General features: G+C 71.8%; 19 protein-coding genes and 1 pseudogene. 11 read left to right on the top strand and 9 right to left on the bottom strand.

Annotated elements, in window-relative coordinates:
- Window positions 1–51 precede the first annotated feature (51 nt).
- Together ACWENQ_RS43265 and ACWENQ_RS43260 are read right to left on the bottom strand one after the other, a co-directional pair.
- A complete protein-coding gene (locus ACWENQ_RS43265) occupies window positions 52–861 on the bottom strand; it encodes a siderophore-interacting protein (protein ID WP_452419434.1) in 810 nt (269 codons plus the stop codon).
- A 48-nt stretch (window positions 862–909) separates the two neighbouring features.
- Window positions 910–1,875: an alpha/beta hydrolase fold domain-containing protein gene (locus ACWENQ_RS43260; RefSeq protein WP_449931052.1), complete on the bottom strand. Its 966-nt coding sequence runs from the start codon at window positions 1,873–1,875 to the stop codon at window positions 910–912.
- A gap of 340 nt (window positions 1,876–2,215) precedes the next feature.
- Between ACWENQ_RS43260 and ACWENQ_RS43255 the strand changes: the two genes are divergently transcribed.
- From ACWENQ_RS43255 to ACWENQ_RS43245, 3 genes and pseudogenes are all read left to right on the top strand, one after another.
- On the top strand, window positions 2,216–2,947 hold the full coding sequence (locus tag ACWENQ_RS43255) for an ABC transporter permease (protein ID WP_452419433.1): 732 nt from the start codon (window positions 2,216–2,218) through the stop codon (window positions 2,945–2,947).
- Complete coding sequence (locus ACWENQ_RS43250; RefSeq protein WP_452419432.1) at window positions 2,940–3,728, top strand: ABC transporter permease; 789 nt, start codon at window positions 2,940–2,942, stop codon at window positions 3,726–3,728. Before ACWENQ_RS43255 ends, ACWENQ_RS43250 begins: the two co-directional genes overlap by 8 nt.
- Before the next feature lie 2 nt (window positions 3,729–3,730).
- A pseudogene (locus tag ACWENQ_RS43245) lies at window positions 3,731–4,420 on the top strand (ABC transporter ATP-binding protein); the annotation flags it as partial.
- A 47-nt stretch (window positions 4,421–4,467) separates the two neighbouring features.
- Here the strand turns inward: ACWENQ_RS43245 and ACWENQ_RS43240 are convergent.
- The gene (locus ACWENQ_RS43240; RefSeq protein WP_354921517.1) at window positions 4,468–4,914 is read right to left on the bottom strand and encodes a hypothetical protein; all 447 of its coding nucleotides are present in this window, start codon (window positions 4,912–4,914) and stop codon (window positions 4,468–4,470) included.
- Between the two features lie 161 nt (window positions 4,915–5,075).
- Between ACWENQ_RS43240 and ACWENQ_RS43235 the strand changes: the two genes are divergently transcribed.
- Both ACWENQ_RS43235 and ACWENQ_RS43230 read left to right on the top strand, forming a co-directional pair.
- On the top strand, window positions 5,076–5,654 hold the full coding sequence (locus tag ACWENQ_RS43235) for an MFS transporter (RefSeq protein WP_452419431.1): 579 nt from the start codon (window positions 5,076–5,078) through the stop codon (window positions 5,652–5,654).
- A gap of 48 nt (window positions 5,655–5,702) precedes the next feature.
- Window positions 5,703–6,440 (top strand): YcnI family copper-binding membrane protein, encoded by a 738-nt coding sequence (locus ACWENQ_RS43230; protein WP_452419430.1) that lies wholly within the window; start codon window positions 5,703–5,705, stop codon window positions 6,438–6,440.
- Window positions 6,441–6,516: 76 nt separating this feature from the next.
- On the opposite strand, the gene ACWENQ_RS43225 is transcribed toward ACWENQ_RS43230, so the two are convergent.
- From ACWENQ_RS43225 to ACWENQ_RS43215, 3 genes are read right to left on the bottom strand one after another with little or no spacing between them, the layout of a single operon-like run.
- Window positions 6,517–7,551: an ABC transporter permease gene (locus tag ACWENQ_RS43225; RefSeq protein ID WP_452419429.1), complete on the bottom strand. Its 1,035-nt coding sequence runs from the start codon at window positions 7,549–7,551 to the stop codon at window positions 6,517–6,519.
- Between the two features lie 31 nt (window positions 7,552–7,582).
- A complete protein-coding gene (locus tag ACWENQ_RS43220) occupies window positions 7,583–8,530 on the bottom strand; it encodes an ATP-binding cassette domain-containing protein (protein ID WP_452419428.1) in 948 nt (315 codons plus the stop codon).
- 2 nt (window positions 8,531–8,532) lie between these two features.
- Window positions 8,533–9,657: a LolA family protein gene (locus ACWENQ_RS43215; protein WP_449931067.1), complete on the bottom strand. Its 1,125-nt coding sequence runs from the start codon at window positions 9,655–9,657 to the stop codon at window positions 8,533–8,535.
- A 109-nt stretch (window positions 9,658–9,766) separates the two neighbouring features.
- Between ACWENQ_RS43215 and ACWENQ_RS43210 the strand changes: the two genes are divergently transcribed.
- Together ACWENQ_RS43210 and ACWENQ_RS43205 are read left to right on the top strand one after the other, a co-directional pair.
- Entirely contained in the window at window positions 9,767–10,441 is a 675-nt protein-coding gene (locus ACWENQ_RS43210) for a response regulator transcription factor (protein WP_354921535.1), read from the top strand.
- Between the two features lie 2 nt (window positions 10,442–10,443).
- Entirely contained in the window at window positions 10,444–11,778 is a 1,335-nt protein-coding gene (locus ACWENQ_RS43205) for a sensor histidine kinase (RefSeq protein WP_449931069.1), read from the top strand.
- A 504-nt stretch (window positions 11,779–12,282) separates the two neighbouring features.
- Here ACWENQ_RS43205 and folP read toward each other — a convergent pair.
- Both folP and ACWENQ_RS43195 read right to left on the bottom strand, forming a co-directional pair.
- On the bottom strand, window positions 12,283–13,131 hold the full coding sequence (gene folP / locus ACWENQ_RS43200) for a dihydropteroate synthase (protein WP_354921540.1): 849 nt from the start codon (window positions 13,129–13,131) through the stop codon (window positions 12,283–12,285).
- A gap of 655 nt (window positions 13,132–13,786) precedes the next feature.
- The gene (locus ACWENQ_RS43195) at window positions 13,787–14,656 is read right to left on the bottom strand and encodes a LysR family transcriptional regulator (protein WP_354921543.1); all 870 of its coding nucleotides are present in this window, start codon (window positions 14,654–14,656) and stop codon (window positions 13,787–13,789) included.
- A 775-nt stretch (window positions 14,657–15,431) separates the two neighbouring features.
- On the opposite strand from ACWENQ_RS43195, the gene ACWENQ_RS43190 reads away from it, so the two are divergent.
- The 4 genes from ACWENQ_RS43190 to qcrB all read left to right on the top strand — a co-directional run bounded on the left by ACWENQ_RS43190 (window position 15,432) and on the right by qcrB (window position 21,370).
- Entirely contained in the window at window positions 15,432–16,799 is a 1,368-nt protein-coding gene (locus ACWENQ_RS43190; protein WP_452419427.1) for a neutral zinc metallopeptidase, read from the top strand.
- A gap of 135 nt (window positions 16,800–16,934) precedes the next feature.
- On the top strand, window positions 16,935–18,764 hold the full coding sequence (locus ACWENQ_RS43185) for an LCP family glycopolymer transferase (protein WP_452419426.1): 1,830 nt from the start codon (window positions 16,935–16,937) through the stop codon (window positions 18,762–18,764).
- Between the two features lie 445 nt (window positions 18,765–19,209).
- Window positions 19,210–19,737, top strand: a complete 528-nt coding sequence (locus ACWENQ_RS43180; protein ID WP_449931076.1) for a hypothetical protein — start codon at window positions 19,210–19,212, stop codon at window positions 19,735–19,737.
- Window positions 19,730–21,370, top strand: a complete 1,641-nt coding sequence (gene qcrB / locus ACWENQ_RS43175) for a cytochrome bc1 complex cytochrome b subunit (RefSeq protein WP_449931078.1) — start codon at window positions 19,730–19,732, stop codon at window positions 21,368–21,370. The genes ACWENQ_RS43180 and qcrB overlap by 8 nt, the downstream gene beginning before the upstream one ends.
- A gap of 85 nt (window positions 21,371–21,455) precedes the next feature.
- Here the strand turns inward: qcrB and ACWENQ_RS43170 are convergent.
- Window positions 21,456–21,654: hypothetical protein (locus ACWENQ_RS43170; protein WP_354921558.1), on the bottom strand; the 199-nt coding region annotated here is incomplete at its 5' end.

Below are 21,654 nucleotides of genomic sequence, written 5' to 3'. Positions count from 1 at the left end.
GAAAGAGCTGAGGTACCTGGGCTTTCAGGGACGAGGGGACAGTGCCGGGGCTCATCCGTCGAGGGCGGCGCTCTCCTCGACCTCCACCTGGCGGTTCCACTCCTTCTTGACCGCGCGCCAGCCCTCGTCGTCGACGCCGAGCCGCCAGTAGCCGGAGATGGACAGCTGCTCGAGCGGGATCTGCCGCTCCACGCGCAGGAAGCGGCGCAACTCCTTGACGAAGCCCGCCTCGCCGTGCACGAACGCGTGCACACTGCCCTCGGGGAAGTGCAGACCGCGCACCGCCTCGACCAGCTTGCGCCCGTACGGCGCGCCCTCCCGGTGCAGGTAGACCACGGGAGCGTCCAGCTTCTGCTCCTCCGCCGCCGACTCGACCTCGACGAGGACATGCGCCCTGGCCCCTTCGGGCAGCGCCTCCAGGGAGGCGGCGATCGCCGGGAGCGCGCTCTCGTCACCGGCGAGCAGGTGCCAGTCCGCCTCGGGACTCGGCGCGTAGCCGCCGCCGGGACCCAGCAGGTGGATCACGTCGCCGGGCCTGGCGGCCGCGGCCCACGGACCGGCCAGTCCCTCGTCGCCGTGGACCACGAAGTCGAGGGTCAGCTCCCTCGCCGCCGGCTCCCAGGCGCGCACGGTGTAGGTGCGCAGCCGCGGCCAGTGCTCGCGCGGCAGGAGCTCCCTGCAGGTGGCGACGGTGAACGGCGTCGGATACGTCACACCCTCCACCGGGAAGACGAGCTTGACGTAGTGGTCGGTCAACCCAGCGGTGGCGAAGTCACGCAAGCCGTCGCCGCCGACCACCACCCGCACCATGTGCGGCGTGAGCCGCTCGGTCCGCAGCACGACGCCACGATGCTCGGTCATGAGAACCCTCCAGCTGTAGTTAGGTCACCCTAACCTACAACTGGAACGTCAGGCCGCGAGAGAAGATTCCTCTCCCGAGGCGTGCACGGCGGCCAGGAAGCGGGCCATGTGCCGGTAGACCAGCCGCGCTTCGGGCAGCACGTCGGCCAGGATGGCGAAGACGTGCGGCATCCGCGGCCACTCCTCGTAGGTCACCGGCACGCCCGCCGCGCGGGCGCGCACCGCGACCCTGCGACCCTCGTCGCGCAGCACCTCGGTCGAGCCGGTGACGATCATCAGTGGCGGCAGGCCGGTGTAGTCGCCGAAGACCGGCGAGACCAGCGGGTCACGCGGGTCCAGACCCGACGTCCACCGCCTGGCCAGCCACTCGACGCGCCCGGCCGGCAGCATCGGGTCCGTCCAGCGGTTGGCCCTGCGCGGGGTGTCGCTCAGGTCGGTCCACGGCGACAGGCAGATGGCCGCCGCGGGCAGCCGCAGCCCGCGATCGCGCAGCGCGAGCAGGGTGGCCAGCGTGAGGTGGCCGCCCGCCGAGTCGCCGGCGAGCAGGATGTCGGCGGGCTCGTGGCCGCGTTCGATCAGCTCGCCGTAGGCGTCGAGGGCGTCCTGCAGCGACTCGGCCAGCGAGTGGACCGGGCCCTGCCGGTAGTCGAGGGCGAAGACCGGACGGCGGGCCACCACCGACAGCCGCCAGGTGATGGGCCGGTGGGTGGCGGGCGAGCAGCTGAAGTAGCCGCCGCCGTGGAAGTAGAGGAGCACCTTGCGCTCGTCGAGGCCCTGCCCCGCGCGCACCCATTCGCCGCGGCGGTGCGCGACGATGCCCACGTGGCCGGGCGGCCGCACGGGCACGAGCCTGGCCAGCTCGCCGAGCCGGGAGCAGGCGGTGATGGCCAGGGAGTGACGCAGGAGCAGGCCGGCGGCGGGCTTCAGGGTGCCGCGCATGACCGTGTTGAGCGCTCGCGACTGCCAGCTGAACGGATAGTCGGGGATGACGTCCAGGTCGATCTCGTGCCGCACAGGTAAAGAATTCCCTCCAGAGGATCGTTCTATCGGCAAGTAAGCAACTCATCTATTTCGGGTGAATCATCGCCAGGTCGGACGCGGCCCTTCGCTCCGTACATCTCCATCTACCACGGACCCCACAGACCGAAGCGGGGCACCGCGAACCGGCGGGCGGGCGGCCGCCGCCGATATCGCCTTGCCGACGCCTGATCAACGAGCGGATAATTACCGCTCCGCACACCCGTGCCCCCTCGTGGACACGGGCTGTCGTCATGCCATCACACAGCGGAGGTGACACGCCATTTCCCTCTATCTCCGGCTCATCCGGTACGGCTTCCGCAAACACGCCACCTACGTGTGGGCCGCCGCCGCCGGAGCCTTCACCAACAGCGTCTTCGGCATCCTGCGCGCCTACGTCCTGATCGCGCTGTGGCAGGCCAGGCCCGGCCTGGCCGGCTACGACGTGCTCGACGCCGTCACCTTCTGCTTCGTCACCCAGGCCTTCATCGGCCCGATGCAGCTGTTCGGCGGCGGCCTGACCATTCCCGAACGCATCCGCACCGGCGACATCGCCCTCGACCTCGTCCGTCCCGCCTCCCTGCAGGCGTGGGCCCTGTCCGAGGACCTGGGCAGGGCGGCCTACCTGTTCCTCGTCCGCGGCCTCCCGCCGATGATCATCGGCGCGCTGGTGTTCGGCGTCGTCGTGCCGTCCGGCGCCGGGCGGTGGGCGGCCTTCGCCGCCAGCTTCGCCCTCGGCGTCCTGGTCAGCTTCGCCTGGCGCTACCTGATCGCGCTGTCGGTGTGCTGGCTGGCCGACGACCGCGGCGTGGTGACCGTGTCGATGGTCCTCACCACCTTCTTCAGCGGGATGATGCTGCCCCTGCCGATCTTTCCCGGCCTGCTCGGCGACGTGGCCGCGACGCTGCCGTGGGCCGCGATGGCGCAGCTGCCCGCCGACGTCTACCTCGGCAAGGCGGGCTTCGCCGACGCGGTGCCGTTCCAGGCGCTCTGGGCGGTCGCGCTGCTCGCCCTCGGCGCGCTCGGCACGCGGGCGATCAGGCACAAGGTGGTGATCCAGGGTGGTTAGGACCTACGTCATGCTGGCCTGGACGTGGACCCGCGCCGCCGCGGCCTACCCCGTCTCCTTCGCGCTCATGGTCGGCTTCGGCCTCATGATGGCCGCCGTGGACCTCGCGGTGATCCTGGTGGTCTTCGCCAACACCACGGCGCTGGCCGGATTCACCCGCGCGGAGGTCCTCTTCCTGTACGGCGCGGCCAACATCGCCTTCTCCGTCGCCGACATGTGCGTCGGCAACCTCGACAAGATCAGCCAGCACATCAAGGCAGGCACGCTGGACACGATGCTTCTCAAGCCGGCCCCGGCCTGGCTGCAGGCCGCCGTCGACAGGTTCACCCCCTCCAGGTTCGGCCGCGTGCTGCAGTCGGTGATCGTCCTGGTCACGGCGCTGGCCGCGCTCGACATCCCGTGGCAGCGGGCGTGGATGGTCCCGGTGATGATCGCCACCGCGGGCGTCATCTTCGCCTCGCTGTGGACGCTGGCGGGGGCGGTGCAGTTCGTGCTGACCGACGCCCCCGAGGTGGTCAACGCCTTCACCTACGGCAGCGGCCAGCTCACCCAGTACCCCTTCAGCGTCTACGGCCGCGACCTGGTGCGCGGCGTCACCTACGTGCTGCCGCTCGCCTTCGTCAACTGGCAGCCGGGCCTGTACGTCCTGGGCAAGGACGACCCCTTCGGCACGCCGGAGGCACTGCGTTTCCTCGGGCCCGTCGCGGCCCTGCTTCTCGCCCTGCTGGCCGCCCTCGCCTGGCGCCAGGGCATCCGCCGCTACCGATCGACGGGGAGTTAGCCATGATCGAACTGGAGCGCGCCGGGCGCGTGTTCAAGGTGAAGCGCACGCTGGTGCACGCGGTGCGCGAGCTGTCGTTCAGCGTCGCGCCGGGAGAGTTCGTCGGCTGTCTCGGCCCGAACGGCGCGGGCAAGTCCACCACCATCAAGATGCTGTGCGGCATCCTCACCCCCACCTCCGGCACGGTGCGCGTCGCGGGGCTCGACCCCTCACGCAGGCGCACGGTCCTGGCCAGGCGGATCGGCGTGGTGTTCGGGCAGCGGACGACGTTGTGGTGGGACCTGCCGCTGCGGGACAGCTTCGAGCTGATCCGACTCCTTTACAAAGTAGATCGCAGGGTTTTCGCCGAGCGGCTCGACGAGCTGGTGGAGACCCTCGACCTGGCCGCCTTCCTGCGCACGCCGGTGCGCCAGCTCAGCCTGGGCCAGCGCATGCGGGGCGACCTGACCGCCGCGCTGCTCCACGCGCCCGACGTGCTGGTGCTGGACGAGCCGACGATCGGGCTCGACGTGGTCAGCAAGAACAGCATCCGCTCGTTCCTGCTCCGGGTGAACGCCGAGCGCGGCACCACCGTGCTGCTGACCACGCACGATCTCGGCGACGTCGAGCGCCTGTGCCGCAGGGTGATGCTCATCGACCACGGCAGGCTGGCCTTCGACGGCTCGCTCGACGACCTGATGGCCACCGCGCCCGACGAGACGATCGAAGAGGTGGTGACCAGGCTCTACACCCGGGCCGGTCAGTAGTAGGCGCCCTGCTCGGCCTCGTCGTACTCCTCGTCCGCGTCGTCGCGCCGGCTCCAGCGGGAGGGCATCAGCACCGGCAGGAACAACGCCACGCCCAGCAGGGCGTAGACGCCGGTGGTGAGCAGCGTCCTGCTGCCGGCGCCCGCCTCCACCAGGACGCGGTGCATGGACGGCTCGTCGGGCACGAACGACAGGGCCCTGGGGACGTCGAGCGCGTAGACGACCGTCCACGCCAGCAGCACGAGCGAGGGCACGAACGTGGCCAGCGGTGACACCCTGCCCGCCGTCACCAGCCCGACCACCAGGCCGATGGCCGCCATGGCGCCGAGCGCGACCCACAGCTTCGGACCCGCGACGGGCGCGGCCGTTCCAGGCGCGATCATCAGCGCCTGCTGGACTGCCCAGCCGCCTCCGACCAGCAGGACACCGGTCACGATCACGCCGAGTAGCAAACCAGCGAAATGCCGCACAGACATCACCTCGGGCCTGACCATAGCGACAAATCAGATGTTTGAGCCAGGTATTGGCCGGAGCCGTATGGTTCGGGCGGAGTCGCCGGACGGTCCGCCCCGGGGCGTGGCGTGAGAGCATGAGGGCACCCATGCGCGCCGACCTCCCCCTCCGGCTGACGCGGGCGGCCGCCTTCTCGGCCGTCTGCGTGCTGCTGGCCGCCCTCGGCCACCGCGCCGCCGGCGGCACGGGCCCGTCGGGCTGGGTGCTCGGCCTGGGCGGCGGTGCCGTGCTGGCCGTGGCGCTGGCGCTGTCGGGCAGGGAGCGCTCGTCCACCACCGTCAACGTCACGCTCGTCGCCCTGCAGGCGGGGCTGCACGAGCTGTTCGGCCTGGACGGCACCGCCGCCCTCTTCGGGACGGCCCACGGGCGGGGCGCCGCCGTCCTCGGCTACGGGCAGGCGCACGAGTCCGGGCTCGGCGAGAGCCTCGGCATGCTGCTGGCCCACCTGACCGTCACCCTCGTCACCGGCTGGTGGCTGGCCCGCGGCGAGGCCGCGCTCTGGTCGCTGCTACGCCGCCTCGGGCACCGCCTGATCCGTCTGCTGCCGCCGCCCACCGCCGTCGCGGTACGGCCGGCGCCGGTGCCCGCCGCCCGTCGTGCCATCGGCGGCGGCCCGCTCCTCCGCCACGTCGTCACCAGGCGCGGTCCTCCCCTTCCCGCCCGCTGACCTCGCCCCTCTTTCCTTCTTCCTCCCACAGACACGTGGAGTTTCCGCATGCCCACCTTCCCCCGTACGGCAGGCGTGCTCGCCGCCGCCACCGCCCTGTCCCTCGGCCTGGCCGTCCCGGCCCTCGCGCATGTGACCGTCAACCCCGGAACCGCCGAGCAGGGCGGGTTCACCAAGGTCGCCTTCCGCGTCCCGAACGAGCGTGACGACGCCTCGACGACGAAGATCGAGGTGTCCTTCCCCGTCGACCGCCCCCTGGCCTTCGTCTCGGTCAAGCCGGTGCCCGGCTGGGAGGTCAAGGTCACCGAGGGCAAGCTGCCCAAGCCGGTGAAGACCGAGTACGGCGACCTCACCGAGGCGGTCACCAAGGTCGTCTGGTCGGGTGGCCAGATCAAGCCGGGCCAGTTCCAGGAGTTCGAGGTGTCGATGGGGCAGCTGCCGACCGACACCGACCGGCTGGTCTTCCCCACCAGCCAGACCTACTCGGGCGGTGAGGTCGTGAAGTGGGCCGACGAGCCCACGGCCGACGGCACCGAGCCGGAGCGGCCGGCGCCGCTGCTGAAGCTCACGCCCGCCACGGCCGGCGACGGCCACCACGGCACGGCGTCGGCCGCCCCCTCGGCACCCGCCGCCTCGTCCGCGCCCGCGGCGCCCTCGGTGACGCCGGTGGCGGCCTCCGCTTCCGCGGCGGACGGCACGGCCCGGCTGCTCGGCGGCGCGGGGCTGGTGGTGGGAGCCATCGGCCTGGTGGTCGGCTTCCTCGGGCTGCGCCGCCGCCCCTCCTGACCCGCGGGCCCGGTGGCCGGCCCGCGGTCCGGTCACCGGGGGCCGGAGGGGTGCTCCCCTTCGGCCCCGCCGCGGCTCAGGAGGTGATGTCCTTGCTGGTGAAGCGGGCCCACGCGAACGAGCCGAACAGCAGGATGTAGGCGCCGAAGGCCAGCAGGCCCGAGGTCAGGTGATCGAAGGCGATCGGGTCGCGCAGGACCGCGTCGAAGCCGCTCCACCAGTTCGGCAGCAGGTACGCCTGGACGGGCTCCAGCTGCGGGATCGCCCGCATCACCTGGGTGGCGATGACCAGCACGACGGTCGCCGCGATGGCGCCGATCGGCGCCTCGGTCAGCGTCGACAGCGCGATCGCGACCGCGGCCAGCGCCGCCATGCCGAGCGTGACGTAGCCGATGACGATCAGCAGGCGCAGCAGGGCGTCGCCGAGCGGGATGGCGACCCCCGACAGCAGCGTGACGGGCCCGGCCGGGAACAGCAGCAGGCCGGTGACGAGCGCCGCGAGCGCCACGGCCGAGGCGACGGCCAGGCAGAACAGCACGGCGTTGACGAACTTGACCGCCAGCAGCCTGGTGCGCCCGGCGGGGGCGGCCAGCAGGTACCGCAGCGTGCCTCCCGCGGCCTCGCCGGCCAGCGCGTCGCCCGCCACGACGGCGACCGCGACCGGCATCAGCAGCGGCACCAGGGCGCCCAGCGAGACGAGCGCCAGGAAGAAACCGTTGCCGGCGACCTGCTGGATGAGGCCGCCCGGCCCGTCGGCCATGTCGTCGCCGAGGATGCGCAGGACGACGCCCATGATCACGGGGACGGCGGCGAGGACGGCGAGCATGGCGAGGTTGCGCGGCCGGCGGAAGGTCAGGCCGAGCTCGGAGCCCAGCATCCTGGCGAACGCGGCGACGGCTCCGGGGCCGGACGTCGCCTCCCGGGTGACGGCGTCCAGGGTGGAGGCGGCCGGCACGGGCAGGTCGGGGCGCGGGCCCTGCTCGGCGGTGCGCCTCGACTCGCTCACCGGGACCAGGCCGGGCGTCCGCCTGGCTCCCGCGCCGCGCCCGCTCCGCAGGCCGGGATCCTCGACCGGCGTGCCGGCCACCGGGCCGGCCGTTGGGTCTTCCACTGTGTCTGCCACCAGGTCTGCCACTTCGGGCTCAACCTTCGACATCGAACCCCTCCCCCGTCAGGCCGACGAAGACCTCTTCCAGGCTGGGCCGTACGACCGACAGGCCCCTGACCGCGACGCCGGCCTCGACCAGCGCGACGTTGAGCCGCTCGGGGGCGTGACCGCCGAGCTCGGCGCTCACCTGCGTCCCCTCGTGGGTGACGGCCGCCAGGCCGAGCCCGCGCAGCACCCGCGCCGCGTCCGCGCCATCGGGCGTCTCCACCCTGACGCGCGGGGCGCGGCCACCGCTCAGCGAGGCGATCGTGCCGTCGGCGACGAGCCTGCCGGTGCGCATGATGGCCGCGTGCGTGCACATCTGCTCGATCTCGGCCAGCAGGTGCGAGGAGACGAACACCGTGGTGCCGTCGGCGGCGATCTCCTTGACCAGCGTGCGGACCTCGCGGGTGCCCTGCGGGTCGAGGCCGTTGGTCGGCTCGTCGAGGATGAGCAGATCGCGCGGGCCGAGCAGGGCGGCGGCGATGGACAGGCGCTGCCGCATGCCGAGGGAGTAGGCGCGGTAGCGCTTGCCGGCGGCGGCCGACAGGCCCACCCGCTCCAGCGCGGCGCCGACCCTGGCGCGGGCGGTGCGGCCCGAGGCGGTGGGGTCGGCGGCGTCGTAGCGCAGCAGATTGGCCTCGCCCGACAGGTAGGGGTAGAAGGCCGGGCCCTCGACCAGCGCCCCCACCCGCGGCAGCGGGACCGTCGCGTAGGTGCCGGAGGTGGGCGTGACCAGGCCGAGCAGCATGCGGATGGTGGTGGTCTTGCCCGACCCGTTCGGGCCGAGGAAGCCGTAGACCGAGCCGCGCGGCACGGTCAGGTCAAGGGCGTCGACCGCGACCTGCCCGCCCTTGAAGCGCTTGGTCAGGCCCTCCGTGACGATCGCGTGGTCAGCGGAGGGCGGGGCCGCCCCTGAGGGCGCCCCCGCTTCCAGCGTCATGCTCACCTGGCGCCTGCCGCCTTCGTGAGCTCCTCCGGGGTGACCGCGCCGACCAGCAGCCGGCCGTCGTCGGTGAACAGCACGCTGACCAGCTTGGTCTTGATCAGCTTGCCGCTCCCCCACGGGCCGCTCACCGGCGTGGCGGTGCGCAGGATGGCATCGAGCGAGGGCGCCTGCTCGCCACCGGGTTCGGCCTGCGGCTGGGCGGCCCCTGCCGTGGGCGTGGGCGTCGGCAGGACCGCGACCGTGGTCCAGCCGGCGCCGACGGTCTTGACCGCGCCTTCGCGGAAGTCGTGCTCGGGCTTGCGGTCCTCGAGGGCCGGGCCGAACGTCTTCTCCTCCACCTTGGCGCCCGCGGGCGGGGTGAAGGTGAAGTTCTCCTTCGCGGGGGCGGAGAAGGTGACCTGGGTGAACCCGACCTCGAAGGCCGGCTCCGCCGACCCCTTGGCGTACACCTGGACGCGCAGCGGGACGTAGGTCTCGCCGTCGAGCGCCAGGCGGACGTCCTGGATCAGCGAGCCGTCCTGCTTGGGCGCCAGCACCAGCTCGTAGGCCGGGCGTCCGGCCACCTTGGTGGTGTTGGTCACGCTGACCACGCTGTGCTCGCCGACCTGGGCCAGCAGGCGCTCGGCGGCCTGCTGGGGGGTCAGCGCGGGGGCGTCGGGCACGTGCGTCGCGCCGGGCCGGTCGGCGGTGCCGGGGGCCAGCTTGACGCGCGTGGCCCGGTTGGACTGGCTCTCCCACAGCCACGTCTGGTCGCCGTTCACGATGACGTTGGTCTCGCTCATCGGGCCCGGTACGGCCAGCCTGAACTGGTCGCGGGAGCCGTACCAGACCTTCGCCTCGTGGGAACCCGACAGCAGGCTGAGCGGGGAACCGGTGGCGGCGCCCTGCGGCAGGGCGGGAAGGCCGAGGGAGGCGGTCTCCACGACCGTCCCCGACATCGGGGGCAGGCCGTCCTTCTGCACCGCCGCGGCGGCCTCGGCCAGCAGCTGCTGCGCCGAGCGTTCCGGCAGGACGGGGTCCCCGCTGACGGCGGCGATGACCGGACCCGCGCCGATGGCGGCACCGATCACGGCGACGGCCGCGACGGGGACGCCCCACCTCACGAGCTTGCCTCTGGACATCTCACTCCTTCACGGTATTGCTTACGTCTCAACAGTGCGTGAGGAGTGCTGTGGTGATCCTGAGACGAGCTGAGAGGCCTCTCAGCACCGATGGTGCACTATGTGCGCTATGAGAGTTCTGGTCGTCGAGGACGAACGGCGGATGGCCGCCGCCCTCCAGCGGGGGCTGCAGGCCGAGGGGTTCGCCGTGGATCTCGCCCACGACGGCGAGGAGGGGCTGCACCTGGCCAGGCACGGCGACTACGACGTGGTCGTGCTCGACATCATGCTGCCCCGGCTGTCGGGCTACAACGTGTGCAAGCGGTTGCGCGCGGAGGAGAACTGGGTGCCCATCCTCATGCTGTCGGCCAAGGACGGCGAGTACGACATGGCCGACGGGCTCGATCTGGGCGCCGACGACTACCTCACCAAGCCGTTCTCCTACGTGGTGCTGGTGGCCAGGCTGCGCGCGCTGCTGCGGCGCGACGCGGGGCGGCGTCCCGCGGTGCTGACGGCGGGCGACCTGTCGCTGGACCCGGCCAGGCGCAAGGTGCAGCGCGGGGAGGAGTCGGTGGAGCTGACGCCCCGGGAGTTCGCGCTGCTGGAGTACCTGATGCGCCGCCACGACGAGGTGGTGTCGAAGGCGGAGATCCTCGAGCACGTCTGGGACACCTTCGACACCGACCCGAACGTGGTCGAGGTGTACGTCGGCTACCTCCGTCGCAAGATCGACGGCCCGTTCGGCAGGAACGCGCTCCAGACCGTGCGCGGCGCGGGTTACCGGCTGGCCGGCGACGGTGGCTGACGATGGCTGAGTGGTGGCGGCGCAAGAGCCTGCGCTTCCGCCTGACGGCGCTGTCGGCCGTGGGGCTCGCGCTCGCGTTCGCGGTGTCGGCCTCGGTGCTGATGATGGTGCTCGGCCGGTCGCTGACGAACACCGTGGACGAGACCACCAGGCAGCACGCGCAGGTGGTGCGGGCTCAGGCCGACAGCGGCACGCTGACCGACCCGATCACCACCCAGGACGGCACGATCGTGCAGGTCGTCGGAGCTGACGGCAGGGTCACCCACGGCACCTACGGCGCCGACCGGCTGGTTCCCCTGCTCGACGCCGGCGACCGGCGCAGGGCGCTGCGCCACGACTCGGCCTGGTTCCTGAACGGCGAGCCGTACGGGATCCCCGGGCCGCTGCGGGTCGTCGTCGTCAGCGGTGACAGGGGCGTGACGGTGCTGGCCGCGCGGCCGGTGCGCGAGATCGAGCGGAGCCTGCTCACGGCGGGCAAGGTGCTGCTGTTCGGCACGCCGCTGCTGGTGGCCTTCCTGGCGGGCGGCGGCTGGCTGATCATCGGCAGGACGCTGCGGCCGATCGACGCGCTGCGCAGAGGCGCGGCGGACATCACCCACACCGCCAGGTCGAGGCGGTTGCCGGTGCCCGCCGCCCGCGACGAGGTCCACTCGCTGGCCGTCACCCTCAACGACATGCTGGCCAGACTGGAAGAGGCCGAGTCCCGCCAGCGGGCGCTTGTCTCCGACGCCGCGCACGAGCTGCGCAGCCCGCTGGCCAGCATCAGGCTCCAGCTGGAGGTGGCGCTCGGTCACCCCGACGGGCAGGACTGGACCGAGACGGCCGAAGGCGTGCTGGAGGACACGCTGCGCCTGTCGCGCCTGGCCGAGGACCTGCTCGCGCTGGCCAGGCTGGACGAGCGCGGCGGCAGGCTGGCCAGGAACGTACCCGTCAACCTGGACGAGGTCGTCCGTCAGGTGGTGGAGAGGTACGGCGAGGCGAGGCTGACCGCCTGCGACCCCGTCGTGGTGCGCGGCGACGCCCTCGACCTGAGCCGCGTGGTGACCAACCTGATGGACAACGCCGTCCGGCACGCCACCTCCACCGTCGAGGTGGCGCTGACCCGCGACGGCGTGCTCACCGTCACCGACGACGGCCCGGGCATCCCCGAGGAGGACAGGGAGCGGGTGTTCAACCGCTTCACCAGGCTCGACCACGGGCGCAGCAGGGACGAGGGCGGCGCGGGCCTGGGCCTGGCGATCGTCCGCGAGACGCTGAGGGCGCACGGCGGGGCCGTCCACCTGGAGGACGCCGGGCCGGGCCTGCGCGCGGTGGTGCGGCTGCCCGCCCTCATCTGATCGACCGAACTGCGAAGTCGAGGCGATCACGGGCCGGGCCGTGATCTTCAACGTCACGTACTGGCCCCTGGCAGCCTGGAGCCCTCTGCTCGCTCTGGTGGCCGTCGACTACTACCGCCGCCGCACCACCGCACCCCGCGACCTCTCCGCAGGGTCGCGTCGCTGAGGGCTTGTACAGACCCCCGGTTCCCGATCTGCCGGAGCCCTTCCCGTTTCACCCCCTCCGCCTTTCCTCTCACCCCAGCTCCGCACCGACTCGCCTTCTCGCGTCTCCGCCCCACCATCTGCCCCGGCCGCTCCACGGCCGCCCGCCGGGCTGACGGCTGACGGCTGACGGCCCTGGATCGCCGCCCCAGGTCTACGGTTGCTCGGCCTGGGTCGCCTGCCCGCTCGTCGTCCGGCCGCCTCACGGCTGTGGGCCGGGCCCGTCCCGGACGGCCGGCGAGGGCACCCGCTCGGCTCTCCGGCCGGTCGGTCGATGACCGCCGGGACTGTCGGCGGCGGTCAGGGGGTGGGATTCGTGGGGGCGAGCCGCGCGACCTCCGCCAGCCCGGCCCGCGCCGAGGCGGCGTCGTGCACCCTGAACACCCTGGCGCCCTGCAGCGCCGAGACCGCCAGCGTCGCGATCGTGCCCGCGTGCCGTTCGTCCACCGGCAGCCCGCCCAGCGTCTCCCCGACGAAGTCCTTGTTCGACACCGCCACCAGCACCGGCCACCCGGTGGCCACCATCTCGTCGAGCCGCCGACTGACCTCCAACGAGTGGTAGGTGTTCTTGCCGAAGTCGTGGGCCGGGTCGATGAGGATCGACTCCCTCGCCACCCCCGCGGCGACGGCCCGTTCGGCCAGGTCGACCGTGTAACCGATGACGTCGGCGACCACGTCGGCGTAGGCGATGCGGTGCGGTCTGGTGCGCGGCTCGACCCTGCCCGCGTGGGCGCACACCAGCCCGGCGCCGTGCTTGGCCGCCACCTCCGCCAGCAGCGGGTCGACGCCGCCCCAGGTGTCGTTGAGCAGGTCGGCCCCCGCGCCGGCCACCACGTCGCCCACCTCCGAGCGCCAGGTGTCGACGCTGATGATCAGGTCGGGATGGCGGTCGCGTACGGCGGCGACCAGGCCCGCGACGCGCCTGATCTCCTCCTCGGCGTCGACCGTGTCGCCGGGGCCCGCCTTGACGCCGCCGATGTCGACGATGTCGGCGCCGCCCTCGACCGCGGCGTCGACCGCTTCGAGCGCGGCGCCGAAGCCGTAGGTCTTTCCCTTGTCGAAGAAGGAGTCGGGGGTCCTGTTGACCACGGCCATCACCGCGTGGTCTCCGGGACCGAACTCCTTGCCGCGCAGTCGCAAGATGCTCATCACCTTCGAGCCTACGGAAGATCCCGCGGGTTGGCACATCGCCGTCCCGCACCTGCCCGTCCGGTGTCGCCTCGGGACATGAAGAGATTCTCAGTGGCCGACTCGGCGACGCGCAGGGGCTCATGGTGACCGACCGGGAACGCACCCGGGTTCAGGCCGACCCGGCCCGGAAACCCGCAAGAGCCCGTCGCGACCGATCTGGGAACGCCCGGGGGCTCAGGGAGGTCGGCCCGGGCTCGCGCGGATCGGCGGCTGGTTCGAGGGCGACGAGGCGCAGGGGTTCAGGGGGCCGGCGGATCCGGGCTCGAGACGCGCAGGGGTGCAGGGGGGACGCGGATTCGAGCTCAAGACGCGCAGGGGTTCGGGAAGACGGCGGATCCGGGCTCGAGACGAGCAGGGGTTCGGATGGCGGCGGGCCCGGCTTCAGGGTTGTCTCAGAACGGGCTTGCGCTGCGGTGGCCGGGTGCCTGGGCGGCGTGGTCCGATGTCGGGGAGGGGCGTGTCCCGGCAGGCGGTCCGGCGTGTCCGGGGTCTGGCGTCAGGGTGCACGGGTGAGGAGGCGGGCCGCGGCGGCGTGCGCTGCTGCCGGCCCCGCGTCGGCCGCGGGGGTGGCGCGTGGCCCCCGGGCGTACGGATCGGTGGAGGTGGAACGTTCCTAGGCGGCTGAACCCTTCTCCGCGGTCGCCAGGAAGTCCTGGGCGATCAGCGGCAACCTGCGGCGGGCGTGGACGACGGCGATCACGCGGCGGACGGCGGGCTCGAGTGACCGCACCACCAGCCCGGCCCTGAGCGCCTGCTCGGCCATGCCGCGGTACCACAGCAGCGAGGCCTGGCCCGCACGGACGGCGTTGAGCCAGCCGTTCCTCTCGTCGGTCTCCAGCACGATGATCGGGTTGACCGCGTACTTGCCGAACATCGCGTCGAACTCCCTTCTCCTGACGCTTCCCCGTGCGGGCAGGGCCAGGCGTAGTCCGTCGAGGTGGGTCATCGGGACGGGATCCGGCAGGTCGGTTCCCGGCGGCGAGATGAGCACGATCTCCTGTCGTTCGAGGGGATGGGTGATCAGGTCGGTCGGGACCGGCAGGTCGGTGAGGCCGAGGTCGGCCCGCTGGTCCCTGATGGCGTTGACGACCGCGTCACGGCCGTCGCAGCGGATGATGTGCACGCGGACACCCGGATGCTCGGCCGCGTAGGCGGGAAGCAGCCGCCCGGCCAGGCCGGGCTCGAGGGTTGTCGTCGATGCGATGCGCAGTTCGGCGTCGGAGGCACCGCCGTGGCTGGAGAGCGCCTCGATCTCCCCCACCGCGTCGAGCGCCTCCTTGGCCAGCTTGACCACCCTGCGGCCGTGCGCGGTGACGACCACCCCGCGCCCCGAACGGGCGAAGAGGGTCATCCCGAGCTCGCGCTCCAGGTCTCGGATCGCGCGTGAAAGCGCAGGCTGCGCGATGTAGAGCGACCTGGCCGCGTCGGTCATGGTGCGGTGCTCCGCAGTCGCGACCACGTAGCGGAGCTGCTGCAGATTCATGACATTGAAGCTAGGACAACTGCGGCCGCTCGGACGGCGACATAGCAGAGATCACCTCGAATGATTTCGGACTGTAATCGAGCACGGCGACATCCGTGACGGGTGATAAATCAGTATGCTTCTGCCCCAAATTCGGCAAAGGTCCGGTATGTGGGTCCGGTTCGGACGGCCAGGTCGAGGGGGAGACAGGGTGACAGGCAACGGGCAATATCCACCGCCGCCTCCGGGGCATCAGGGAGAGCCCGGGTCCGGCGAGCCCCAGCAGCCGCCCTTCCCCACGTGGCCGCCCCAGCAGAACGGGCCTGGGGCGTACGAGGAGCCCGCGACCCGCCGGTACCGGCCGCCCACGCCTCCCCCGGCCCCGCCTCAGGGACCCGCGCAGGGGCACCCCTACGCGCCGCCGCCTCCGCCGCCCGGTTCGGGCCCCGCGCAACCGCCGCCTCCGCCCGGTCCCGGCGTACAGACCCCGCCCCCGCCCGGCCATGGCCCCCCGGCACCGCCCCCGCCCGGCCACGGCATGCAGGCCCCACATCCGAACGCCCCAGGAGCACAGCCCCCGTACCCGCACGGCCCAGGAGCGCACCCTTCGCACCCGAACGGCTCGGGGGCGCAGGCCCCGTACCCGAACGGCTCGGGGGCGCAAAGCCCGGCCCCGCCGTACGGCGCGCCGCAGCCGCCGCCGCCCGCGGGGCCGTACGTTCCCCCGCCCGGCCCTCCGAACGGCCACCGGCCCGCCGGACCGCCGCCCGGCGGGCCGCAGGCGCCTCACCCCGGCATGCCGTACCCGCCCCCGCACGGGCCGGGCCAGGGCGGCCCCTACCCCCAGGGGAACGGCCAGGGCGCACCGTACCCCCAGGGAGGCGGGCACCCGCAGGGACCCGGACAGGGCGGCCCCTATCCGCACGGGTCAGGGCAGGGCGGGCCGTACCCGCCGGGGAACGGCCGGCCGCGGCAGGGCCCGCCGCCGCATCCAGGGCCTGGTCACCGGCCGCCGCACGGTCCCGCGCAGGGGCCGTACGGCCCGTGGCAGCGCCCGCCGCAGCGCAGGAAGTCGAACGCGGGCGCCATCGTCGGCGCGGTGTTCGGTTCGCTGGCGGCGATCTTCGTGCTGCTCGTGATCGGCTCGGCGGTCTTCAAGGGCGCCTCGGACACCGACACGACCTCGCCGATCGCGATCCCCACGTACACGCCGCCGACGTTCGAGCCGCGGGACGACGACACCGACGAGTCGGCCGAGCCGACCGACCGGCCCAGCGACCAGCCGTCCTCCTCTGACCAGCCGTCGGACCGGCCCAGCGACCAGCCGTCGGACCAGCCGTCGTCGGACCGGCCCTCCTCCTCGGAGCAGCCATCGTCCGAGCCGCCGACGTCCGAACAGCCGACATCCGAGCAGCCCGCCACGGTCAAGCTCAACACGAGCCTGCAGGCCAACACGCTGTACTTCGCGGGCGGGCTGCCGCGCACGACGTGCAGGGCGGGCAGCGCGAGCCTGTTCAGCCACAGCCAGCTCAAGGCGCTGATCCTGAAGACCGGCAAGTGCATGGACGCGGCGTGGGCCCCGATCCTGCGCAAGAAGGGCATCGACTGGAGCCCGCCGAACTACGCGATCGCCGCCAAGCGCGGCAGGGGCGCCTGCGGCGACTACCCGTCGCCCGGCAGCATGGTGCCGTACTACTGCCCGCGCAACAACACCATCTATGCCTCCACCTCGGCGCTGGCCAGGGGCAACGGCAACTCCATCGGGTACGGCGAGATGGTCGCCTGGCACGGGGCGACGATCAGCATGATGGCCCACGAGTACGGTCACCACATCCAGCAGATCACCGGCATCCTCGACTCGCACTGGCAGAAGCATGTCCAGACGTCGAGCCAGGGCGGCCGGCTGGCACTCAGCAGAAAACTGGAACTCCAGGCAACCTGTTTCGGGGGTATGTTCATGCGGGCGGTGGCCGACACCTATCCGGTCAGCGGCCACCAGCGTGACATCCTGTTCTGGTTCTACTCGAAGGTGGGCGACCATCCCGGGTATCCCCGCGACCACGGCACTCCGGCCAACAACAACGTCTGGTTCCGGCAGGGCTGGTTGAAGAACAAGGCCTACCAGTGCAACACGTGGCTGGCCCCCGCTTCCACGACGTCCTAGCTTCATGGAGCGTTCATCCCACATTGGTCATCTGTCATTGATGTCCCAATATGGGGGCTAGAATCCTGGCAATCTCGTGACCAACGGGGGGCAAACCTTCGGGTTTGGCCTGGTACGACGTGCGAAGGAGCCGGTGTGTCGAAGCGCCCTGGAGGAGACTTCCCCGAGCGCGGCAGAAAGCGGCGTGCGCCTCGGCGCGCCGCGCCCGCCGAGCCCTCCGCCCAGGAGCCATCCGCCCGGAACGGCGCCGGTCAGGACCGCCCCGCGCAGGATTCCGCGGCGCCGGACCAGACCGGCCAGGACCGCTCCTCCCGCGAGCGTGGCACCCGCGCCCGCGCGGCGCAGGACCGCGCCGCGGACGACAGCGGCGCGCAGCGCGACACCGGCTCCGGTCCGGCGGTCAGGGAGCAGAACACGCGACCGAGCCTCAAGGCGCCCGGCGGCCCGAAGAACGCCAAGGCGCCGAGAACGCCCAAGGCCCAGGCGCCCGCGTTCGCCAGGAAGATGGGCGTCGGCTCGATCATCGGCTGGACCGCGCTGTCGGCCCTCGTGCCCGGTGCCGCACACCTGCGGGCCGGGCGGCGCCGTACCGGATTCGTGCTGCTGGGCGCGTTCGGCGCGCTGCTGATCGCCGCGATCGTTTACGGCCTGTCCTTCGTGGGCAACCTCGGCGCGGCGGTCAGGGAGAGCACGATGATCACCGTGTCGGTGGCCGCCGTGATCGGCGCGCTGGCGTGGTTCGCGCTCGTGCTCGTCTCCTACATCGCCCTCGGCCCCGACCGTCTGAACGGCCGGGGCCAGATCGTCTCCGGGATCGTGGTCGGACTGCTGTGCGTGGTGGTGATGTCGCCGTTCGCGCTGACCGCCAACGCCGTCCTGGCCACGCGGGACGCCGTCCAGGGCATCTTCCCCTCGGTCTCCGACCCGGAGGTGCAGCCGATCAAGGAGGAGGACCCGTGGAACGGCAAGGACCGGGTCAACTTCCTGCTCATCGGCGGTGACGGCGCCGGCAACCGCCAGGGCGTGCGGACCGACAGCATGACCGTGGCCAGCGTCAACATCAAGACCGGCAACACCGTGCTGTTCAGCCTGCCCAGGAACCTCCAGCACGTACGGTTCCCGCCGTCCTCGCCGCTGGCCAAGCACTTCCCGAACGGCTTCATGGCCGAGTTGCCCAACGGCGGCCTGCTGAACGAGGTCTGGCAGTTCGCCAACGACCACCCCGAGATCATGCACGGCAAGAACAAGGGCCCCCGCGCGCTGATGGACGCCATCGGCCACACGCTCGGGCTGCGGCTCGACTACTACGCGCTGATCAACATGTACGGCTTCGTCGACCTCGTCGACGCGATCGGCGGCATCAAGCTGCGCGTGGAGAAGGACATCCCGTGGGGCGGCCACTACGGCACCGCGGGCACGATCAAGGCCGGCTACCAGCGGCTGTCCGGCGAGGAGGCGCTGTGGTACGGGCGCTCCCGCGTCGTCGACGACGACTTCAGCCGCATGGGCAGGCAGCGGTGCGTCATCGGCGCGTTCGCCCAGCAGGCGACGCCCGACAAGATCCTCACGAACTTCACCAAGATCGCGGACGCGGCCAAGCGGATGGCGCAGACGAACATCCCGCAGGAGTTGCTGGAGCCGCTGGCCAACCTGGCTCTCAAGGTCAAGGACGCGCGGATCACCAGCCTGCAGTTCGTGCCGCCGCACTTCTACACCGGGTCGCCGGACTGGCCGAAGATCCGCAGGGCCACCGTCAAGGCGCTGAACGACTCGGTGAAGCCGAGCAGGCGCGCGCTGGCGGCGCAGGTGACGGCCTCTCCCGGGGCGACGACGTCCCCGTCCGGCACCGTGGCGGCGACGCCGCAGGCCTCCAAGACCGCGACGCCCTCGCAGACGCCGACGCGGAACGGGCAGGCGGCCAACAACGGCTCGGCCAAGAGCCTCGCGGAGCTGTGCGGGCTGTAGACGTCTCGTCTCGGCCGGAAGCCCGCGCCCCAGGTGACCTGGGGTGCGGGCTTACGCGTTGTCGGGACAGCCCACGCGAGGGGCCGGTGATCCGGGCTGGGGGCGCGGGCTTACGCGTTGTCGGGACAGCCCACGCGAGGGGCCGATGATCCCGGCTGGGGGCGCGGGCGGCCGCCTTCAGGGGATCCGGCGGAGAGCTCGGGCTGACGCCTGACGGGAACCGGCACAGGACGTGGGCTGACGTCCCTTGAGAGCGCGCCGAGGCTCTTCGGGACACCCCGTGGAGTGCGGACCCCCAGGCTCAGGGTGACCGTGGGTGACGGGCAGGGCGCCGAGCGCAAGGGCATGCTCCCCGGGGGGCGCGAAGCCGGTGCATCTTTGACGGCTGGCAGTGCATCCGCAGAAGGTTGTCGCGCGAAGATGGGAGAAAGAGGGTGAGGGGGCGATGACCCGGATGCACCAGCTGACCGAACTCCTCGACGCGCTGGACGCCCAGCTGCCTGCCGTGCCGTACCGGATCAGACACTTTCCCGAGGGGGAGGAGTTCGTCCGGCTGGGCCTTCCCGACTCCGCGCGCTCGATCGTCTACGTGTCGGGCGACCAATGGATCTGCGTCGGCGAGGACCGATCGGGTCTGATCTCGCAGCGCTGCCTCGGCCGTGTGGGTGAGGCGCCTGAGGAGATCGTCAGCCGCCTGGCCACGCCGCTCCCCCCGCCGCGGCCGCGGTCGCGCGTCTCCCGGCTGGTGCGCACCGTCGCGGTCGGCGTGGCGTCGGGGGCGGCGGCCTGCGTCCTGGCCGCGATCGTCATCGCCGTCCTCGTGCTCGGCAACGGGTACGGCTACGGCTCCGACGTCGTGCACTGGACCATCAACGCGCTGGCCGCCGGCATCGGCGTGGGCGTGGGCTTCTGGGTGGCCTGGCGATACCACCGCGCCGTCTCGCGATGCAGGAAGGCACAGGACGATGGGTGAGCTGACGCGGGTACCGAAGGCCGCCGGCGGTCCGGCCCGCTTCCTCGACGACCGGACGGGCGCGGGCAACTTCCTGCGGCGTAACCTGCGCAAGGTCTTTCCGGACCACTGGTCGTTCCTGCTCGGTGAGATCGCCCTCTACTCGTTCATCATCCTGCTGCTGAGCGGCACGTTCCTGACGTTCTTCTTCGTGCCGAGCATGAGCGAGGTCGCCTACGACGGCCCTTACGAGCCGCTCAAGGGCGTGATGATGTCGGAGGCCTACGCCTCGACGCTGAAGATCAGCTTCGAGGTGCGCGGTGGTCTGCTCATGCGGCAGATCCACCACTGGGCGGCCCTCCTGTTCGTGGCCGGCATGATGGTGCACATGCTCCGCGTGTTCTTCACGGGCGCGTACCGCAAGCCGCGCGAGCTGAACTGGCTGATCGGCGTCATGCTGCTGACGCTCGCGCTGCTCGAGGGTCTGACCGGCTACTCGCTGCCCGACGACCTGCTGTCCGGCGCGGGCCTGCGGATCACCGAGGGCGTGATGATCTCGCTGCCGCTCATCGGCACCTACATCACCTTCTTCCTGTTCGGTGGGGAGTATCCGGGTGACTCGGTCATCGCGCGGTTCTACTCGCTGCACATCCTGCTGATCCCGGGCATCCTGCTGGCCCTCATCTCGGCCCACATGGTGCTCATGTGGGTGCAGAAGCACACGCAGATGCCGGGCAAGGCACGCACCAACCACAACGTGGTCGGCGCGCCGTTCCTCCCGGCGTTCATGCTCAAGGCCGGTTCGTTCTTCATGTTCACCTTCGCGGTGATCGCCGGACTGGCGACCTTCGCACAGATCAACCCGATCTGGGCGTTCGGCCCGTACACCCCGGCTGACATCTCGGCCGGGTCGCAGCCCGACTTCTACATGGGCTTCCTGGAGGGCGCGCTGCGGCTGATGCCTGCCTGGGAGATCAACCTGTTCGGGACCGCCCAGGCCGGCACGTTGCCCTTGAGCGTGATCATCCCGGCGCTGCTGCCGATGGGCATCATCATGACCGGGCTCGCCCTGTACCCGTTCGCCGAGCAGTGGGTCACCGGCGACCGGCGCGAGCACCACATCACCGACCGGCCCCGCAACAACCCGCACCGCACCTCGATCGGCATGGCGGCCATCACCTTCTACGGGGTGCTGTGGCTGCTCGGCGCCAACGACGAGATCTCGGCCAACTTCCACATCAGCCTGAACTGGACGACCTACATCGGCCGGGTGCTGGTGCTGGCCGGCCCGGTGGTCGCCTACATCGTCACCTACCGGATCTGCCTGGGCCTGCAGCGTTCCGACGCCGCCGTCATCGGGCACGGCGTGGAGGCGGGTGTGATCAAGCGGATGCCGCACGGTGAGTACGTCGAGATCCACACGCCCCCGTCGGAGGACATCGAGGCCCACGTGCGGGGCAAGGAGCCCGTCCGGGAGATCAGCGCCGCCGAGACCGAGGGCATCCCGCCGAAGGGGCTGCGCGGCCCGCTCGGCAGGCTGCGGGCGCGCATGTCCCGGGCGTACGGAGGGGAGAAGATCCCGCTGGACACCGGTGAGGGACACGGCCACGCCGCCCTCGGCCCCGCCGACGAGGAGCGCTCCCGCTCCGAGTGAGCGCCCCCGCGTGACCACCCAGCACATCCGGGGTGCCTGCCGGTCACGCGCGGCCGGCGTGGCCGGGCCTGCGGCCGTGACCCGCTCAGACTTCTTCCACGCTGCTCGGCTCGCGCCGGGACAGGTCGATACCGAGCTCCTCGGCCGCCCTGAAGACGTCCTCGTCGGTGTCGCGCATCTCGATCGAGGTGCCGTCGCTGGACAGCACCTCGACGTTCAGGCACAGTGACTGCATTTCCTTGATGAGGACCTTGAAGGATTCGGGGATACCGGGTTCGGGGATG

This window comes from Nonomuraea sp. NPDC004354 (assembly GCF_053602555.1).
The sequence above is the reverse complement of the archived record's forward strand: the minus strand, read 5'-3'. Positions and strand labels throughout refer to the sequence as shown.

Excerpts from the sequence above, each read along its gene's own strand:
- ACWENQ_RS43215 (WP_449931067.1), bottom strand. The coding sequence starts at position 9,657 with ATGTCCAGAGGCAAGCTCGTGAGGTGGGGCGTCCCCGTCGCGGCCGTC.
- ACWENQ_RS43230 (WP_452419430.1), top strand. The coding sequence starts at position 5,703 with ATGCCCACCTTCCCCCGTACGGCAGGCGTGCTCGCCGCCGCCACCGCC.
- ACWENQ_RS43210 (WP_354921535.1), top strand. The coding sequence starts at position 9,767 with ATGAGAGTTCTGGTCGTCGAGGACGAACGGCGGATGGCCGCCGCCCTC.
- ACWENQ_RS43265 (WP_452419434.1), bottom strand. The coding sequence starts at position 861 with ATGACCGAGCATCGTGGCGTCGTGCTGCGGACCGAGCGGCTCACGCCG.
- folP (WP_354921540.1), bottom strand. The coding sequence starts at position 13,131 with ATGAGCATCTTGCGACTGCGCGGCAAGGAGTTCGGTCCCGGAGACCAC.
- ACWENQ_RS43220 (WP_452419428.1), bottom strand. The coding sequence starts at position 8,530 with ATGACGCTGGAAGCGGGGGCGCCCTCAGGGGCGGCCCCGCCCTCCGCT.
- qcrB (WP_449931078.1), top strand. The coding sequence starts at position 19,730 with ATGGGTGAGCTGACGCGGGTACCGAAGGCCGCCGGCGGTCCGGCCCGC.
- ACWENQ_RS43195 (WP_354921543.1), bottom strand. The coding sequence starts at position 14,656 with ATGAATCTGCAGCAGCTCCGCTACGTGGTCGCGACTGCGGAGCACCGC.
- ACWENQ_RS43180 (WP_449931076.1), top strand. The coding sequence starts at position 19,210 with ATGACCCGGATGCACCAGCTGACCGAACTCCTCGACGCGCTGGACGCC.
- ACWENQ_RS43190 (WP_452419427.1), top strand. The coding sequence starts at position 15,432 with ATGCCGTACCCGCCCCCGCACGGGCCGGGCCAGGGCGGCCCCTACCCC.
- ACWENQ_RS43205 (WP_449931069.1), top strand. The coding sequence starts at position 10,444 with ATGGCTGAGTGGTGGCGGCGCAAGAGCCTGCGCTTCCGCCTGACGGCG.
- ACWENQ_RS43235 (WP_452419431.1), top strand. The coding sequence starts at position 5,076 with ATGCGCGCCGACCTCCCCCTCCGGCTGACGCGGGCGGCCGCCTTCTCG.